Below are 16,965 nucleotides of genomic sequence, written 5' to 3'. Positions count from 1 at the left end.
CCGCAGCGCGCCAATGCCGGAGATCAATATCCAGGGAGATCAAATATCCAGGTTGGCGACCGACAAGGCGTTGTCCTGGATGAACTCCCGCCTCGGCTCGACCTCGTCGCCCATCAGCCGCGAGAACAGACTGTCCGCGTCGGTGGCGTCATTGACCTTGACCTGCAGCAGCGAGCGCACGTTCGGGTCGAGGGTGGTTTCCCAGAGCTGCTCGGCGTTCATCTCGCCGAGACCCTTATAGCGCTGCATGGTCAGCCCCTTGCGGCCGGTCGCAAAGACCGCGTTGAGCAGCGCCAGCGGCCCCGAGATGGTTTCGGCGACATCCTTGCGGCGCAGCACCGGCGGCGTCCCGTAGACCTCGCTGAGGCGCTGTGCGTAGCGGTCGAGCTGACGGGCATCGGCCGAATTGATCAGCGCCAGGTCGAGATGCGCGTATTCCTTGACGCTGCGCACCGTACGCTCGAACACATAGCCGCCGACGCCTTCGTTCGAAGTCGACATGCGGCCGGTCCAGCCGCGCTCGGTATCCTCGGCGATGATGTCGAGGCGTTTTGCAATCCGCTCCGCCATGGCATCGGCGCGGCCGAGATCTGTGAAGACGTCGGGGTTGAGCCCGCCGGCGATCGCCGCCTGTTCGACCACGCCTCTGTTGTAGCGCGTGTGCAGCCCGTTGATCAGCTGCCGCACCGCCAGCGCATCGTCGATGGCGCTGCGCAGGTCCTGTCCGGTGCGAACTTCGCCCGAGCCCAGAGAAAGCGATGCTTCTTCGAGCCCCGAGCCGATCAGGAACTCCTCGAAGGCGCTCTCGTCCTTGATGTATTGCGAGCTCTTGCCGCGCGTCACTTTGTAGAGCGGCGGCTGGGCGATGTAGAGATGGCCGCGCTCGATCAGTTCTGGCATCTGCCGGAAGAAGAAGGTGAGCAGCAAGGTGCGGATGTGGGCGCCGTCGACGTCGGCGTCGGTCATCAGGATGATCTTGTGGTAGCGCAGCTTGTCAGCGTTGAACTCGTCCTTGCCGATCGAGGTGCCGAGCGCGGTGATCAGCGTGCCGATCATGTCGGAGCCGAGCATGCGGTCGAAGCGGGCCCGTTCGACATTGAGGATCTTGCCGCRCAGCGGCAGGATCGCCTGGTTCTGGCGCGAACGGCCGCCCTTGGCCGAGCCGCCGGCGGAATCGCCCTCGACGATGAAGATTTCGGATTTCGCCGGGTCGCGCTCCTGACAGTCGGCCAGCTTGCCGGGCAGCGAGGTGACGCCGAGCGAGCTCTTGCGGGTGATATCGCGCGCCTTGCGCGCGGCTTCGCGCGCAGCCGCGGCCTGGATGACCTTCTCGATGACCACCTTGCCCTCGCTCGGGTGTTCTTCCAGCCAGGTGCCGAGCGCTTCGTTGACCAGCCCTTCGACCACCGGACGGACCTCCGACGAGACCAGCTTGTCCTTGGTCTGCGAGGAGAATTTTGGATCGGGAACCTTGACCGACAGCACCGCCGTCAGGCCCTCGCGGCAATCGTCGCCGATCAGCGAGACCTTTTCCTTCTTGGTCAGGCCCGAGGAGTCGCCATAGCCTGTGATCTGACGGGTCAGCGCACCGCGGAAACCGGCCAGATGGGTGCCGCCGTCGCGCTGCGGGATGTTGTTGGTGAAGGCCAGCACGTTCTCGTGGTAGCTGTCGTTCCACCACATCGCCACCTCGACGGTGATGCCGTCGCGCTCGGCCTTGATGGCGACCGGCTTGTCGATCAGCGGTTTCTTGACGCGGTCGAGATATTTGACGAACTCTTCCAGCCCGCCATCATAGTGCAGCTCGTGGCGCACGATGTCGGCATGGCGGGCATCGGTCAAAACGATGCGCACGCCGGAATTCAGGAAGGCGAGTTCGCGCAGCCGGTGTTCCAGCGTGCCGAAGTCGAATTCGACCATGGTGAAGGTTTCGGCCGACGGGAAGAAGGTGATCTCGCTGCCGCTGCGCCCTTCATAGGTGCCGGCAACCTTGTGCTGTTCGTAGCTGCCCGTGGCCTTCAACGGCGCGTCGGCATTGCCGTGCGTGAAGCTCATCTCGAAGATCTGGCCGTTGCGGCGGATCTTGAGCTTCAGCCATGCCGAAAGCGCGTTGACCACCGAGACGCCGACACCATGCAGGCCGCCCGACACCTTGTAGGAATTCTGGTCGAACTTGCCGCCGGCATGCAGCTGCGTCATGATCACTTCGGCCGCGGAAATGCCTTCGCCGGTGTGGATATCGGTCGGAATGCCGCGGCCATTGTCGATCACGGTGACCGAACCATCGGGGTTGAGCGTCACCGTGACGAGGTCGGCATGACCGGCCAAGGCCTCGTCGATAGCGTTGTCGACCACCTCGTAGACCATGTGATGCAGGCCGGAACCGTCGTCGGTGTCGCCGATATACATGCCGGGGCGTTTGCGGACAGCATCCAACCCCTTCAAAACCTTGATGGAATCGGCGCCGTATTCGGCTTCAGCGCCGTTGTTGTTGTCGATCTGATCGCTCATGAAAACCTGTTGTCTGGATGCCGCTTGCACGGTGCTGAAAATCGGCACCGAATCGCGCCTCTGATATTGTCTAGATATAGGCGCTAAAGGCGGTTTTTCCAAGGTTTGCAGGCATTTCCGGGGTGAATCCCGAGCAGGCAGCCGGCTATTTTTTTCGAGCGCTGGATTTGGCGAGAAGGCTGCGCAAATGTTTGATCATGAATTTGTCTCCGGGCGCCAGGCGCCCCGTGCGGTCGAGCTCCAGCGTTAGGTTGAGCGCCGTGGTCAGCGCGGCCTTCGGATCCCTCGCCACATAGGCATAGGCGACGTAGGCGCGCGCCAGATCGATTTGCCAGATCGCATTGTTCGGATCGGACTGGGCCAATTTCTGGGCAATAGCGAGGCTGGCCTCGAAGGCCGCCTTGGAACCCTCAAAGTGACGTCGGTCGGTTTCCAGATACCCGATCTTCTGCAGGGTGATCGAAATATCGCGTTGCCAGTTCAAATTGGCAGAATCCAGCTTGGCCAGCCGGTCGGCAATAGCAAGGCTGTCCTGATAGTTTTGCAGGGCGCCGCTGGCATTGCCTTGCACCCTAAGCACCTCGGCGACCCGCTCGAGGCACACCGACAGGTCGCGCTGCCAGTCCGTGTTGCCGGGATCGATGGCGGCAAGGTCGCGCGCTGTGGCCAGCGCCTGCTGGTGGGCCTCCAGCGCGAGCGGCCAATCCTTCTGGTCGCTGTAAGCATTGCCGATTTTGGAGTAACCAATCGACAGGTCGCGCTTCAAGTCGGTATTGTTGGGGTCGCGGCGCGCCAAGTCTTCGGCGATCGCCTGGCTCTTGTTGAAGGCTACGAGCGCACCGGCGGCGTCGCCGCGCTCCCGCAGCAGATCACCGATCTTGGTTTGGCTGACTGAGACAGCGCGTTGGCGCCGCGTGTCATCGGGCTTGTTCTCGGCCAGCGCCAACCGAATTCTCAGGCTCTCTTCCAACGCTGTCTGGGCGCCATCCAACTGACCGGCAGTACGGGCAAGGTCGCCGATTTCGTCATAGGTGATTGTCAGATCATTGAGCAGATCGGCGCGGCCCGGCTCCGCATCGGCCAACTGTTGCTTGATCGAGAGGCTTTGTTGATAGGCTTGGGCCGCAGCGCTCACATCGCCTTGCGTCGCCAGAACGTTGCCGATCTTGTCGTTGGCCATGGCAAGATCGCCGAGCCAGTCCTTCTTGTCCGGCACATTTGTGGTCAGGTCCTGCAGCATGTCCCTAGCCGCCTCATAGTTTTCCAGGGAGGTTGGCAGGTCGCCTTGCGCCATCCTTATGTTTGCGAGCTTGATATGGCTGATGGCGAGATCGCGCTTGACGCTGGGATCGGTTTCCTGAAGCGATCGCTGCTCGAGGTTGGCCAACAGTGTGGAAAAGGCGCGGCCGGCCGCCTCGATATTGCCGACCGTCGTATAGAGAACACCGAGTTCCTCCAGCGTGCGGCTCTGGCGGTCGGCCTGTTTCAGGCTGAGCGAGGTCTGCCCGGCCTCGCCATACAGCGCCAGCACGAATTCGTAGCCGTTGATGGCTGCCGCATAGTTCAGGTCGGCGCGCGCCGCGCCTGCCGACAGGAATACCGTTGCGGCCTGCGACAGCGTGCGGTCGACGAAATTCACCTTCAGTGCGTTGCGCGACACCTCGTCGATATTGGCCGCTTCCGTCAGTTTTGCCTGCGCTGCGTCGAAGGCGCCGAGCGACAGCTGCTCTTCAGCCTGCCGACGCAATTCCGTCACTCGCGGATCATCGGCCGCGAGCGTCTTCATCTCGCTGCGCACCTTGACGAAGGCGTCGGCCGCTTCACGCAGCCGGGTATTCAGGCTGTCCGCTGACAAATTGCCGGTGTCGGAACCGATCAGCGCGCCATAGAGCGGCGCCAGCGGCATGTCGGCGTCGCTGGCGATCTGCTCGACCTGGCCGCGCATGTCCGGCGTCACGTCGGCCATGGCGAGCAGCAGGCGTTCGCGCTCCGGCAGCTGTTCCTTGGCCGCCGCGGCAAAGAACAGTTTGGGCAGGCCGCTCTCGACGTAAGGCAGCTGTTTTCCGCGCGACAGGTCATAGACCTCCTGCTGCACCAAAGTCAGCACCGAGCGGATCTCGAGACCGTCGGTGCCGAGATATTTGGTCAGTGCCGTCGTAAACGGCGAATTCTGGCCGGTTCCGTCGGCAGCCGTCTCGCCGGGGGCGGCCGAGAAGGCAAACAGGATGTTTTCCGCGCGGCCAATCCGGCCAAGTCCCGGCTTGACCTTGTCGGCAACATCCTTTGCCAGTGAGGTCGCGCCTCGCCCTTCGCTGCTGCTTCCCGAGAAGGGATCGCTGCGGCATGCGTCGAGCACGATCAGCCCGACCCTTGCGGTGGCGGCGACCGTGTCGCGCACTTCCTCCAGCGGCAGGCTGGTCTTCTGCAGCGCATCGAGCGAAGAGGCGTCGGCATCGATCGGCAGCAGCCGGTTGTCGCCTGAGATTTCGACGCCATGGCCGGAGAAGTAGACCAGCGCCACGTCGGCGCCTTTCGCATCCTCGCGAAAATCGTCGAGCGCGCGGCGCATGCGTCGGAGATCGCGGTTGGTTTCGAGAACGACCTCGAAGCCGAGCTTCTTCAGCGACGCTTCCATCGCCTCGCCGTCATTGATGGGATTGGCGAGCGGCCGGACCAGACGGTAGTCGTCGTCGGCGATGACCAGCGCCACGCGCCGCTCCGCCACCGCGGTGGCCGTGGTCGTAAGCATCAGCAGCAAGGCAAACAGCAAGCGCAAGTCGAACCGCCCCCGGCGCAGTCGTTCGCCAACCATTCCACCTCTTTATGGCGCGAGCAAGCCGGGTTTTTGGGCCGAAAACCGGCTCCTTCAGGCCGTCCGCATCGGCTTCAGGGCTTCACTCCAGCGCAACAGCTCGTCCAGCATGGCCGTGGTTGCGCCCTGCACCTGCTCGCTGGCCCGGTAAGAGCCGTCATGCTCGAGCAGTTTCTGATAGAGCGGCAAGGAAACCCCTTCGGAGATTGGCATTACGCCCACCGAAGTCAGCAGCGGCTTGAGCGCTTGCGCCGCGCGCAGGCCGCCGGAGACGCCACCATAGCTGAAGATGGCGGCGGGTTTGTATTTCCACTCGCGTGCGAGATAGTCGATCGCGTTGATGATCGCCGGAGCGGCGAAATAATTGTATTCCGGCGCCACGAAGACGAAGGCGTCGGCGGCATCAATCGCCTTCGACCAGGCCTTGGTGTGGTCGTTCTGATAGTTGCCGAGCTTGGGGTGATGCGGCTCGTCCAGAACCGGCAGATTGAACGCGGCAATGTCGGTCAGCACCGGGTCGAATTTCCCGTGCTCGCGCGCGAATGCCTCCAGCCATTTGGCGAAAACCGGTCCGGCACGGCCGGGCCGCGTGCTGCCGATGATGATGTTCAACTGGTGCTTCAAGGCAGGGCTCCTTCGATTGGCGGTATCTGTTGGTGACTGTCACTAGGGCAGAGCATCCTGTGGGACAAGGCGAGGTCGCCGGCGGAGCGGTCACGATCAGATGAACAGACTCTCTAAGTTCGCGTCTTGGGCGCCGAGGTTTCGGTCTGCGTTTCGGTCACATGGACGTCTGGATTGCCAGCCACTACATTGAGGGATCAGCGGAGCACTCCATGGACGTCCAGCCCGCCCCCTTCGTTCCCCCGGCGCCAAAGCCGCGCACGACGCCGCCCTCGACGCTGGAGATGATCCGCATCGTCTACCGCAATCCGCTCGAACTGTGGGGCGAGCATACCTACAACGAGCCCTGGATTTCGGTGAATGGCATTGGTGGACATCTGGTCGTCGCCAACGATCCCGGCCTCATCCGCCACGTGCTGGTCGACAACGCCAAGAACTACAAGATGGCGACGGTGCGCCAGAAGATCCTGCGGCCGATCCTGCGCGACGGCCTGCTGACCGCCGAGGGCGAGGTCTGGAAGCGTTCGCGCAAGGCGATGGCGCCGGTGTTCACGCCACGCCACATCTTCGGCTTCGCCGAGCCGATGCTCAGGCGCACGCAAGAGTTCGTCACCCGCTACGAGCGTGGCGGCACATCCGACATCGCCCATGACATGACGTTGCTCACCTATGACATCCTGGCCGAGACGCTGTTCTCCGGCGAGATCGCTGGCCAGCCGGGCAGTTTTGCCAATGAGATCGACCGGCTGTTCGAGACCATGGGCCGCGTCGATCCGCTCGACCTGTTGCGCGCGCCCGATTGGCTGCCACGGCTCACCCGCATCCGTGGTCGCAAGACCATGGCCTATTTCCGCAAGATCGTCACCGACACGGTCAAGCTGCGCGAACAGAAATTCAAGCGCGACCCCGATGCCGTGCCGCAGGATTTCCTGACGCTCCTGCTCAAGGCCGAAGGGCCCGACGGGCTGACGCGGGCCGAGGTCGAGGACAACATCATCACCTTCATCGGCGCCGGCCACGAGACCACGGCCCGTGCACTCGGCTGGACGCTTTACTGTCTCGCGGAATCGCCATGGGAGCGCGACAGGGTCGAGCAGGAGATCGACCGGGTGCTGGCGCGCGAGCCCGATCCGACGAAATGGCTCGACGCGATGCCGTTCACGCGCGCGGCTTTCGACGAGGCGCTCAGGCTCTATCCGCCGGCGCCGTCGATCAACCGCGAGCCGATCGAACCGGAAATGTGGAAGGATCTTTATATCCCGAAATACGCTGCGGTGCTGGTCATGCCATGGGTCGTCCATCGCCACAGGAAGCTGTGGGACCGCCCTGACGCCTTTATGCCGGAGCGCTTCCACCCGGGAAACCGCGAGAAGATCGATCGCTTCCAGTATCTGCCGTTTGGCGCGGGTCCACGCGTCTGCATCGGTGCCAGCTTCGCCATGCAGGAGGCGATCATCGCGCTCGCCATCATGCTGTCGCGCTTCCGCTTCGACACCACGGCCGAGACGAAACCCTGGCCGGTGCAGAAGCTAACCACGCAGCCGCAAGGCGGTTTGCCGATGCAGGTCACGCCGCGCTAGGGATGCACTGACTTATGCTGCGGGCTTGCGCTGTTGGAACTGGCCGGCGGCGCGGAAGCGCCAGAGGTAGCTGGGCAGGATCGTGGCGATCGATTGCGGCTGGATGCCGAGCCCGACCAATGTCCGGTTAGCCTTGGCCGCCGCGTCCGAAACGATGTTGTGCTCGCGCAGCTGCATCACCTGGTCCTTGGTCAGCAGCGGATTGGGTAGGAGCCCGAGGATCGAGGCCTGCATATTCGCCACCCACCACGGCACCGGCACCAGCAGGCGCTTGCGTTCGGTCACGTCTAGCAGTTCTTCCATGCACTCCTTGAAGGTCAGCACCTTGGGGCCGCCAAGCTCGTAGATCTGGCCGCCATCGACCTTGCCGTCGACGGAGCGGGCCACCGCTTCGGCGACGTCGCCGACATAGACCGGCTGGAACTTGGTCTGGCCGCCGCCGATCAACGGCAGCACCGGCGAATAGCGCGCCATGTTGGCGAAGCGGTTGAAGAAGCTGTCCTCCGGTCCGAAAATGATCGACGGCCGGAAGATCACGGCGTCCCTGATCGTCTCCAGGACGGCCTTTTCGCCAAGCGCCTTGGTGCGTGCGTAGTCCGATCCGGAGTCCAGATCGGCACCAAGCGCCGAAATATGGGTGAGGCCGGCGCCGGCGGCGCGCGCCGCTTCGGCCACCGCGCGGGCACCGAACTCATGCACGGTAGAGAATTTCTGCCGGCCGCTCTGATGCAGGATGGCGACCAGATTGACGACATGATCGGCACCTTGCACGGCGCGGTCGACGGACCAGCGGACGCGCACATTGGCCTGCACCGGCTGGATCTGGCCGACATTGCCGAGAGGCTGCAGGTGGCCGGCGAGATCAGGCCGCCGGCAGGCAACCCGGATGCGATAGCCGCGTTTGGCCAGCGCGCGCACAACATGGCGGCCGACAAAGCCTGAGCCGCCAAAGACGACGACGAGCTTTGGGGTCTGCAGGATTTCGGTCATGGCTGGCTCCGGCGCTCGCAAGCTTGGCTGAAGCCGTTTCATAATCCGTTTCGCGCCAAAGGCAAAGGGCGACGCGTGGTCGCGTCACCCCTGTTTCGATCTGTTAGAACGCCTTGCCGATGCGGGCGTCGACTGAGTGGCGGTTGCCGCCTCGAATGACGAAGAAGAGCAGGATCGCGGCCCACAAAAGCGACTTCTCGGCACCCGAAAAGCCCTGGCTCATGGTGACCCAGTGGAACCAGACAGTGACCAGCAGCACGAACAGGCCAGCAAAGGCGGCCGGCCGCGTCAAAAGGCCGATGGCAATGAAGATGCCGCCGAAGAATTCCGTGCAGGCCAGAAGCAACGACCACAAGGCGCCGGGATAGAAGCCGAGGCCCTCGACCATTTCGGCGGCGCCGAGAGGATTGGTGATCTTCTGCGAGCCATGGATGGCGAGGAACGCACCGGCGACGACGCGAAGAGCGGTTTCACCGGCGTCATGCAGCGACGAATACAGGCGGCCAAGCACTGGAACGATCAGCTTGCCGCGGGAGGCGTCAGTGGTCACGGACATCGTAGCTCCTGTTTTTGTGATAGTCCTTTGCAAACGCCCGATGGCTCCCATCAAGTCAAGTTAACAAAAGTTAACTTTCATCATCATGTTTTGGCGCCATAGAACGAAACACAGAAAACCCCGCCGCAGCGGGGTTTTCCGGGTGACATCATGCGAAGCCAGGGGCCGACGGAGCGGCCTGACCTGAGACGGTATCAGGAGGGCGTGAAGCAAGTACGCCCACCCCAGCCCTGGACATCCGACATGGTGCCGCCAACCTTCTTGCAGGCCGCGATGAAATCGGCGCTGCAGTTGGCGAATTTTGCATGGCCGTTCTTGCAGTAATGATCCTCGGTGGCGCCGCCGCTCGGAGCGGTGATCACGCCGGGCGCGGACGGCTTGACCGGCGCGGCCTTCAAGGAGGCAGCCTGTGTGGCGCCCATGAACGAGCCGAGAAGAAGGACGGCGGTCAGCATGGTGAGCTTGGTGTTGGTCATGGCAATTTCCTTTTGATTTTGGGTGGGTTTTCGAGGCGCAAAGGGACATCCCCTGCGTAAAACAGGCTTTCTCTTCCGTTTGCTGTTCCCCTCGGTGTGGATCGGGCAAGCTCGCCTTGCCCTGGACATAGCTGGGTCGCTGCGATGCGCGGAAAGGTTCAGCAGCACGCAAAGAAATTTGCACCGCAGCTCGCCTTGGGCGGGCAGTCTTCAGATAACTAGCTGATAAATAAGCGGATTGTTCAGGAAGAATAACGTGCGGCGAATTCGGAAATGCGCTGCACCACCGCCTTTGGCGCGGTGATGCCCCGCGCCTGCGCCTTCTCGGCGGCTTCGGCCCGGGCACGCCCGGGCACATGCACGCCGAAGCGCCGCCGCAGCCGGTCGAGCTGGTCCTTCATGCGCTGCTCGAAATCGGGATCGAGCAGCTTGGGCTCGACGGCAAGCACGAACAGCCCGGTTCCTGGACTGTCCGGCCCGCCGGTGAACCATGGCGCATCGAGCGACCAGTTGGCGCCCGACAGGCCCGCCGCCAGCACTTCGACCATCAGCGCGATGTTGGCGCCGCGCTGGCCACCGAAGGCAAGCATGGCGCCTTTCATGGCGGCGGCCGGATCGGTGGTCGGGTTGCCGCTGGCATCCAGCGCCCAGCCTTCGGGGATCTTTTTGCCGTCTTCCGCCGCCTTGCGGATGTTGACGAAGGCGGTAGCGCTCGACGACTGGTCGATGACCAGCGGCGCGCCGTCGGCGGCAGGTGCTGCAAACGACATCGGGTTGGTGCAGTAGACCGGCTTGACCGAGCCCGAGCCGGCGAGCACCGCCGGGCCATTGGTGGCAGCGAACGACACCAGCCCAAGTTCTGCCAGCCTGCCGGTGAAGTAGCCGAGCGCGCCGCATGTATAGGCATTCTTCTGCGAGAAGATGGCGACACCGAACAGCTTTGCCGCCTTGGCGAGGTCGTCGATGGTGCGGTCGAAGCCGGTATGCGCCAGCCCGCCGCGCGCGTCGGAGAGATAGACCGCCAGCGCCGGCCGGGTGATCACCGGGTCGGCATTGCCGTCGATGCGTCCGGCTTCGAGCGCCTCGAGATAATCGATGAAATGCGACAGCCCGACGGTCGAAAGCCCTTCCGACTCGGCGGCGATGATCGAGGCGGTGAGTGATTGCGCCGCTTCCTCATTGGCGCCGGCGCCAAGCGCCGCCATCCGGCAAAGTCCTTTTGCCTGGTCGAGACTGAGTTGCATCATGGCTGCCTCTAAGCGAGTAGGGAGTGGTGGCTAGTGAATAGAGGATGCGGCGCGCCGCTTCTACCCGCTATTCGCTGCTGGCTGCTCGCTAGCCGATCTTGTTGGGGATCCGCGCCTCGATCCTGCTGAAGGCGAAGACCAGGATGCCGGTGATCGTCATGTAGATCAGCGCCAGCAGCAGCAAGGGTTCGTAGGTCAGGTAGGTGTCCTGCCGCACCTTGGACGAAACGGCGAAGATATCGATGACGCTGATCGTTGCCACCAGCGGCGTCGACTTCAATTGCAGCACGGTTTCACCGGTCAGCGTCGGCAGCGCACGATAGAACGCTTGTGGCAGCCAGATGCGCCGAAATGTCTTCCAGCGGGTCATGCCGAAGGCGCGGGCGGCCTCGAGCTGGCCCTTGGGAACGCCGGCAAAGGCGCCGCGCATCACCTCGCCCTCATACCCGGCGAAAGACAAGGTCAGTGCCAGCACGCCATAAGGCCAGGCTTGCCGCAGATACGGCCACATCCAAGATTCGCGGATCCACGGATATTGCGGAAACAGCGAGCCCAGGCCGTAGTAGAGCAGCCACAGCTGGATCAGCAGCGGCGTGCCCCGGATCACCGTGCAGAAGACCTTAGCCGGTGCGGCGAACCAGAAGGAGCCGGTCGCCTGCGCCAGCCCCAGCGGCACGGCGAGCAGGAAGCCCAGCACGCAGGTGACGGCCAGGATCCACAGCGAGCGCCAGATGCCCAGCAATCCCATTTCATAATACTGCGGCAGCCAGTCCCACCGCATGAAAAAGGTGGCCCCCAGAACCAGCCCCAACGCCACAAGGATCAGCACGATGCGGTGCGGCTGCAACCACAGCGACGTTCGCGCGACGATATTGATGATGGCCGGTTCACCGGTCATCAGCGCGCCTCCTTGAGCGAAGGCATGCCGCGCCGCGACCAGGCCTCGATACGGCCGATGATCAGATTGGAAAACAGCGACAGCAGCAGATAGAGCACGCCGGCGGCGAAAAAGAAGGTGAAATAGGCTTTGGTGACGCCCGCGGCCTGCCGCGTTGCCAGCGCCAGTTCATAGAAGCCGACGACCGCCAGCAGCGCGGTGTCCTTGGTGGCGATCAGCCAGAGATTGGCGAGGCCCGGTATGGCGAAGGGCAGCATGGCCGGCAAGGTGATGCGCCGCAGCAGCAGGCCGGGAGACATTCCATAGGCGCGGGCGGCTTCGATCTGGCCTTGCGGAATGGCCAGGATCGCGCCGCGTATCACTTCGGTCGAATAGGCGCCCTGGACAAATCCTAGCACGGCGATGCCGGCGGCAAGGCCGCTGATGTCGACGCGCTGATAACCCATTGCCGTCAGCGCCTGGTTGATCAGGTCGGTTCCGGCATAATACAGCAGCAGGATCAGCACCAGTTCGGGCACGGCGCGCACGATGGTGGTGTAGACGGCCAGGAGATCGCGTACCACCGGCCCGCCATAGAGCTTGCCATAGGCGCCGCCGGTGCCGATCAGAAGGCCGAGGCACGTGGCGCCCAGCGCGATCTCGATCGAATGGAGCAGTCCAACCAAGAGAGCTCCGCCCCAGCCCGGCGGGTAGGGCGAGAGAAGCTCGATGATGCCGGCCGCGGAGGCCGAAAGAAGTGCGTCGATCAGCGTCGTCCCCGAATTGCTGGCGTCAGCCGCTGTCAATTCTCGTCAGCGGAAAGCGTGCGTGGACAGGTTCCGGCGAAACCGCACGGCGCGATGCCGTGCGGTTGTTGCTCATGCGTGGACGACGTCAGTTCGACTGCGTCGGGCCGCCGTAAATGTCGAAATCGAAGTACTTCTTCGAGATTTCGTCATACTTGCCGTTGGCGCGGATGGCCTTGATGCCGGCGTTGATCTTGTCCTTCAGCTCGGTGTCCTCCTTGCGCACGCCGGCGCCGACGCCCGGTCCGAGCACTTCATCGTCCGGAGCCACCATGCCCTTGAGGTCGCAGCACGCCTTGCCCTGGTCCGACTTGAGGAATTCGCCAAGCGCGATGGAATCGGCCTGCACCGCGTCGAGACGGCCGGCGGCAAGATCGTTGTTGGCCTCGTCCTGGGTCTGGTATTCCTTGATCTCGGCCGCCTCGGTGAAGTGCTTCTTGGCGTAGACGGCATGCACGGTCGAGACCTGAACCCCGACGACCTTGCCCTTGAGGTCCGCGGGCGCGGGCCCGAATTTCTGGTCCTTGGGACCGATGATCGCGGTTGGCGTGTTGTAATATTTGTCGGAAAAGTCGATCGTCTTCTGGCGCTCGGCGGTGATCGACATCGAGCTGGCGATGACATCGATCTTCTTTGTCGTCAGCGCCGGGATGATGCCGTCCCAGGCAACCGGGGTGATGACGCAGTCGAGTTTCTCTTCGGCGCAGACGGCGTCGATGAAATCGATCTCCCAGCCAACCCACTTGCCCGAAGCATCCGGCGAGGTGAAGGGTGGATAGGGCTCGGCGGCGACGCCGATCTTGACCGGATCGGCCTTGGCCACGCCCATGGCGGCCACGCCCAGCAGCAGCGCTGCGGCAAATGTCTTCAGAACAGTCTTCATTTCACGACTCCCAGTTTGTTGTTGGTTCCCGGTTTTCTTCCGTCTCGGCCTGTCCTAGCCGATGTTGCGGATGAACTGTTTGAGCCTTTCGGATCTGGGCGCGCCGAAGATCTGCTCCGGCGGTCCTTCTTCCTCGACCAATCCATTGTAGAGATAGACGACATGCGTCGCGACCTCGCGGGCGAACTTCATCTCGTGGGTGACCAGCACCATGGTGCGGCCTTCGCGCGCCAGGTCGCCGATCACCTTCAGCACTTCGCCGACCAGTTCGGGATCGAGCGCCGAAGTCGGCTCGTCGAACAGCATGACGCGCGGATTGATGGCCAGCGCCCGGGCGATCGCGGCACGCTGCTGCTGCCCGCCCGACAGATAGGCCGGATAGACGTCGCGCTTTTCGGCCAGGCCGACGCGCGCGAGCAGTTTCTCGGCCTCGCGGATCGCCACATCGCGCTGGACGCCAAGCACATGCACGGGAACCTCGATGACGTTCTCGATCAGCGTCATGTGGCTCCACAGGTTGAAGTTCTGGAACACCATGCCGAGCTTGGAGCGGATGCGCTCGATCTGCTTGCGGTCGGCCGGAACCGTGTGGCCGTGGCTGTCCGCCCTCAGCTTGATCTCCTCGCCATTGACTCGGATGATGCCGCTGGTCGGGTTCTCCAGGCAGTTGATGCAGCGCAGCAATGTCGATTTGCCCGAGCCCGAGCCGCCGATGATSGCGATGACCTCGCCGTCGCGGGCCGACAGCGAGACGCCTTTCAGCACATGCAGCTCACCGAACCGCTTGTGCAGGTTCTCGACATGGATGGCTTCGGCGGCGCCGTCCTGCGCCGTGTGTTTCAGTGCGGGGACGGCGCTTTGCGCCATCATCCCTTCGACGCTCCGAGGAGTGGTCGAGCCCGTCGCTGCTGGATTCTTTTACCCATTACCCGTCACTGGACAGAGTTCCCGTTCTCAAGATGGACCGTTCCGCTTGCCTCCGTCAACCATGGTTTTTGGACTATTGATCACAGCTTGCCGTAGTGGTTAGTGGCGGCAACGGACGTGTCGGGAGAATTGAGTGGGCAAATCATACGGGTCGCAGTCCATGGCCGGACCGCTGAAACGCGTGCTTATGCGGTCCGCCGCCAGCGCCATGCGTGATGCCAGGGCGCAGGAGTGGCACTACGGCCCGGGCTTCGAGCCGGGAAGAGCCGCTGCCCAGCATGAGCGATTGACGCAGCTGGTTTCGGCCTCCGGCGCCGAGGTCGAATGGCTGACGGATGCCAACGACGGGCTGGCCGATTCGGTCTTCACCCATGATCCTTCGCTGATGACCGATCACGGCGCGATCATTCTTGCCATGGGCAAGGCGCTGCGCCGGACCGAGCCCGGCCTGCACGAAGCAGCCTACAAGCGCCTGGGCATTCCCATCCTCGGCCGCATCGATGATCCGGGCCAGGTGGAAGGCGGCGACTGCGTCTGGGTGGATGCGAACACGCTGGCCGTCGGCCGTGGCGTGCGCACCAACCAGGATGGTATCCAGCAGCTCGCCAACCTGCTTTCGCCCAGGGGCATTTCGGTTTTTGGCTTCGATCTGCCGCTCTGGCACGGCGAGGAGGCCTGCCTGCACCTGATGTCGGTGATCAGTCCGCTTGCCGACGATCTGGCCCTGGTCTACGCGCCTCTGCTGCCGGCCGCCTTCTACCAGATGCTGAAGGGCCGTGGCATCACGCTGGTCGAGGGCGATGCCGATGAGTTCCATGCTTCCAACGGGCTCAGTCTCAACGTGCTGCCGACGGCGCCACGCCAGGTGATCGCCGTCGCCGGCTTCCCCAGGACGGCGGCTGCCATGCAGGCGGCCGGCTGCACGGTTTCCACCTTCGAGGCGGATGCGCTGTGCATCGCTTGCGAGGGTGGCCCGACCTGCCTGACGCGACCGGTGCTGCGCCAATGACCACCATTGGGACCACGACTGGGACCACCCCTGGGAACACCATAGGGACGACTGTCGGCGAGGCGCTCATTTCGCTGCTCGAAGCCCATGGCGTCGACACGGTCTTCGGCATTCCCGGCGTGCACACGGTCGAACTTTACCGGGGGCTGGCGCGCTCGAATATCCGCCATGTCACGCCGCGCCACGAGCAGGGCGCCGGCTTCATGGCCGACGGCTATGCACGCGCCAGTGGCAGGCCGGGCGTCGCCTTCGTCATCACCGGACCGGGGCTCACCAACACCATCACCGCCATGGGACAGGCGCGTGCCGATTCGGTGCCGATGCTGGTGATCTCAGGTGTCAACGCCACGTCGACGCTCGGCAAGGGCCTGGGCCATCTGCATGAACTGCCCGACCAGCGCGGCATGATGGAGAAGGTGGCGCTGTCTTCGCAGCGGGTCACCGACGCCAGTGAATTGCCTGGCGCACTGGCGCAGGCCTTCGCGCTGTTTTCATCGGCCCGGCCCGGTCCGGTGCATATCGAAATCCCGACCGACGTCATGGTCAAGCCGGCGGATGGCATCACCGCCATGCTGAGCAATGCAGCACCGCCAGCGCCTTCCGGCGCGGCAATTGCCAGCGCAGCCAAACTCATCGCCGCCGCGCGCGCTCCGTTGATCCTGGCCGGCGGCGGCGCCAAACGCGCCGAAGCGCCATTGCGGCGTCTGGCCGAACATCTGGGCGCGCCGGTCGTCGAGACAGCCAATGCGCGCGGCCTCCTGCATGCCCATCCGCTTTGCGTGCCGGCCAGTCCAAGTCTCAAGGCAGTGCGGGCGCTGATGGCGCAAGCGGATCTGGTCATTGCCGCCGGCACCGAATTCGGCCCCACCGACTATGACGGCTACAGCGATGGCGGGTTCGTGCTGCCAGCCAATCTCATCCGCATCGATATCGGCTCGGACCAATTGGCCCGCCGCCCGGCGGCGGTTTCGATTCAGGCCGATTGCGTCGAGGCGCTCGAAGCGCTGCTCCTGGAAATCAGCCATGTCCCGGCAAGCGAGGGCGGACCATCACGCGCCGCCGCAGCACGAGAGGCGGCCTTTGCCGAGATCAGTCCGACGATGCAGTCGCAGGTGCGCGCCGTGGAAGTGATCCGCGACGCACTACCGGGCGCGCTCATCGTCGGCGATTCGACGCAGCCGATCTATGCCGCCAATCTCTACTACGACCATGATCGCCCCGGCGGCTGGTTCAATGCCGCCACCGGCTTCGGCGCGCTCGGTTACGGCCCGCCGGCGGCGATCGGCGCCGCCCTTGCCGTGCCCGATGCGCCGGTCGTCTGTCTCACTGGGGATGGCGGCTTCCAGTTTACGCTACCGGAACTGGGCGCCGCACTTGATGCCCAGGCAGCGGTCATCTTCGTCGTCTGGAACAATCGCGGCTACCGCGAGATCGAAACCTCGATGCTCGATGTCGGCGTCGAGCCTGTCGGCGTGTCGCCGGCGCCGCCGGATTTCTGCAAGCTGGCCGAAGCCTATGGCCTTGGCGCCGAACGGCTTGCCGATATCGACGCCTTGGCGGACGCGTTGAAACGCGCCCGGGCAACCGGACTGCCGCGCGTCATCGAAATCACTGTTGACTGAAGAGTGGCGGCGCAACGTGCTTCATGTGCCTCAGCCGGCATGGAC

General features: G+C 63.8%; 14 protein-coding genes. 3 read left to right on the top strand and 11 right to left on the bottom strand.

All coding sequences use genetic code 11. From position 1 onward, the window contains the following. Positions 1-39 precede the first annotated feature (39 nt). The 3 genes from gyrB to AC1D0I_RS06040 form a co-directional block, all read right to left on the bottom strand. Complete coding sequence (gyrB, locus tag AC1D0I_RS06050) at positions 40-2,511, bottom strand: DNA topoisomerase (ATP-hydrolyzing) subunit B (protein ID WP_477393695.1); 2,472 nt, start codon at positions 2,509-2,511, stop codon at positions 40-42. A gap of 145 nt (positions 2,512-2,656) precedes the next feature. Next, the gene (locus tag AC1D0I_RS06045) at positions 2,657-5,323 is read right to left on the bottom strand and encodes a caspase family protein (RefSeq protein WP_477393693.1); all 2,667 of its coding nucleotides are present in this window, start codon (positions 5,321-5,323) and stop codon (positions 2,657-2,659) included. Positions 5,324-5,377: 54 nt separating this feature from the next. Further along, positions 5,378-5,947 carry an NADPH-dependent FMN reductase gene (locus AC1D0I_RS06040; RefSeq protein ID WP_477393691.1) on the bottom strand — a complete coding sequence of 190 codons (570 nt, stop codon included), beginning with the start codon at positions 5,945-5,947 and terminating at the stop codon, positions 5,378-5,380. A 212-nt stretch (positions 5,948-6,159) separates the two neighbouring features. On the opposite strand from AC1D0I_RS06040, the gene AC1D0I_RS06035 reads away from it, so the two are divergent. Then, complete coding sequence (locus AC1D0I_RS06035) at positions 6,160-7,527, top strand: cytochrome P450 (protein ID WP_477393689.1); 1,368 nt, start codon at positions 6,160-6,162, stop codon at positions 7,525-7,527. Positions 7,528-7,539: 12 nt separating this feature from the next. On the opposite strand, the gene AC1D0I_RS06030 is transcribed toward AC1D0I_RS06035, so the two are convergent. The 8 genes from AC1D0I_RS06030 to AC1D0I_RS05995 all read right to left on the bottom strand — a co-directional run bounded on the left by AC1D0I_RS06030 (position 7,540) and on the right by AC1D0I_RS05995 (position 14,229). Continuing rightward, on the bottom strand, positions 7,540-8,517 hold the full coding sequence (locus AC1D0I_RS06030) for a complex I NDUFA9 subunit family protein (RefSeq protein WP_477393687.1): 978 nt from the start codon (positions 8,515-8,517) through the stop codon (positions 7,540-7,542). A gap of 103 nt (positions 8,518-8,620) precedes the next feature. Next, a complete protein-coding gene (locus AC1D0I_RS06025) occupies positions 8,621-9,073 on the bottom strand; it encodes a DoxX family protein (RefSeq protein WP_477393685.1) in 453 nt (150 codons plus the stop codon). Positions 9,074-9,267: 194 nt separating this feature from the next. Further along, positions 9,268-9,549 (bottom strand): hypothetical protein, encoded by a 282-nt coding sequence (locus AC1D0I_RS06020; RefSeq protein ID WP_095082943.1) that lies wholly within the window; start codon positions 9,547-9,549, stop codon positions 9,268-9,270. Positions 9,550-9,791: 242 nt separating this feature from the next. Continuing rightward, complete coding sequence (locus AC1D0I_RS06015; protein ID WP_167392072.1) at positions 9,792-10,793, bottom strand: Ldh family oxidoreductase; 1,002 nt, start codon at positions 10,791-10,793, stop codon at positions 9,792-9,794. Between the two features lie 91 nt (positions 10,794-10,884). Then, positions 10,885-11,694 carry an ABC transporter permease gene (locus AC1D0I_RS06010; protein WP_477393683.1) on the bottom strand — a complete coding sequence of 270 codons (810 nt, stop codon included), beginning with the start codon at positions 11,692-11,694 and terminating at the stop codon, positions 10,885-10,887. Beyond that, the gene (locus tag AC1D0I_RS06005) at positions 11,694-12,407 is read right to left on the bottom strand and encodes an ABC transporter permease (protein WP_206073704.1); all 714 of its coding nucleotides are present in this window, start codon (positions 12,405-12,407) and stop codon (positions 11,694-11,696) included. The genes AC1D0I_RS06010 and AC1D0I_RS06005 overlap by 1 nt, the downstream gene beginning before the upstream one ends. A gap of 160 nt (positions 12,408-12,567) precedes the next feature. After that, the gene (locus AC1D0I_RS06000) at positions 12,568-13,362 is read right to left on the bottom strand and encodes a transporter substrate-binding domain-containing protein (protein ID WP_095082937.1); all 795 of its coding nucleotides are present in this window, start codon (positions 13,360-13,362) and stop codon (positions 12,568-12,570) included. Between the two features lie 54 nt (positions 13,363-13,416). Continuing rightward, positions 13,417-14,229: an ABC transporter ATP-binding protein gene (locus AC1D0I_RS05995; RefSeq protein WP_477393769.1), complete on the bottom strand. Its 813-nt coding sequence runs from the start codon at positions 14,227-14,229 to the stop codon at positions 13,417-13,419. A gap of 220 nt (positions 14,230-14,449) precedes the next feature. Here AC1D0I_RS05995 and AC1D0I_RS05990 point away from each other — a divergent pair, with 220 nt between their 5' ends. Continuing rightward, positions 14,450-15,298, top strand: coding sequence for a dimethylarginine dimethylaminohydrolase family protein (locus tag AC1D0I_RS05990; protein WP_477393767.1), 849 nt, complete (start codon positions 14,450-14,452; stop codon positions 15,296-15,298). Then, positions 15,295-16,920: a 5-guanidino-2-oxopentanoate decarboxylase gene (locus AC1D0I_RS05985; protein WP_477393682.1), complete on the top strand. Its 1,626-nt coding sequence runs from the start codon at positions 15,295-15,297 to the stop codon at positions 16,918-16,920. Before AC1D0I_RS05990 ends, AC1D0I_RS05985 begins: the two co-directional genes overlap by 4 nt. Positions 16,921-16,965: the final 45 nt, after the last annotated feature.

Source organism: Mesorhizobium sp. P2_D1 (assembly GCF_056404455.1).
Note: the sequence above shows the minus strand (reverse complement) of the source record. Positions and strands in the feature narration are given on the sequence as shown.

Bases quoted from the DNA above. Each gene is read 5' to 3' on its own strand.
- AC1D0I_RS06030 (WP_477393687.1), bottom strand. From the start codon at position 8,517: ATGACCGAAATCCTGCAGACCCCAAAGCTCGTCGTCGTCTTTGGCGGC.
- AC1D0I_RS06010 (WP_477393683.1), bottom strand. From the start codon at position 11,694: ATGACCGGTGAACCGGCCATCATCAATATCGTCGCGCGAACGTCGCTG.
- AC1D0I_RS06020 (WP_095082943.1), bottom strand. From the start codon at position 9,549: ATGACCAACACCAAGCTCACCATGCTGACCGCCGTCCTTCTTCTCGGC.
- AC1D0I_RS06035 (WP_477393689.1), top strand. From the start codon at position 6,160: ATGGACGTCCAGCCCGCCCCCTTCGTTCCCCCGGCGCCAAAGCCGCGC.
- AC1D0I_RS06000 (WP_095082937.1), bottom strand. From the start codon at position 13,362: ATGAAGACTGTTCTGAAGACATTTGCCGCAGCGCTGCTGCTGGGCGTG.
- AC1D0I_RS05990 (WP_477393767.1), top strand. From the start codon at position 14,450: ATGGCCGGACCGCTGAAACGCGTGCTTATGCGGTCCGCCGCCAGCGCC.
- AC1D0I_RS05985 (WP_477393682.1), top strand. From the start codon at position 15,295: ATGACCACCATTGGGACCACGACTGGGACCACCCCTGGGAACACCATA.
- AC1D0I_RS06015 (WP_167392072.1), bottom strand. From the start codon at position 10,793: ATGCAACTCAGTCTCGACCAGGCAAAAGGACTTTGCCGGATGGCGGCG.
- AC1D0I_RS06045 (WP_477393693.1), bottom strand. From the start codon at position 5,323: ATGGTTGGCGAACGACTGCGCCGGGGGCGGTTCGACTTGCGCTTGCTG.
- AC1D0I_RS06025 (WP_477393685.1), bottom strand. From the start codon at position 9,073: ATGTCCGTGACCACTGACGCCTCCCGCGGCAAGCTGATCGTTCCAGTG.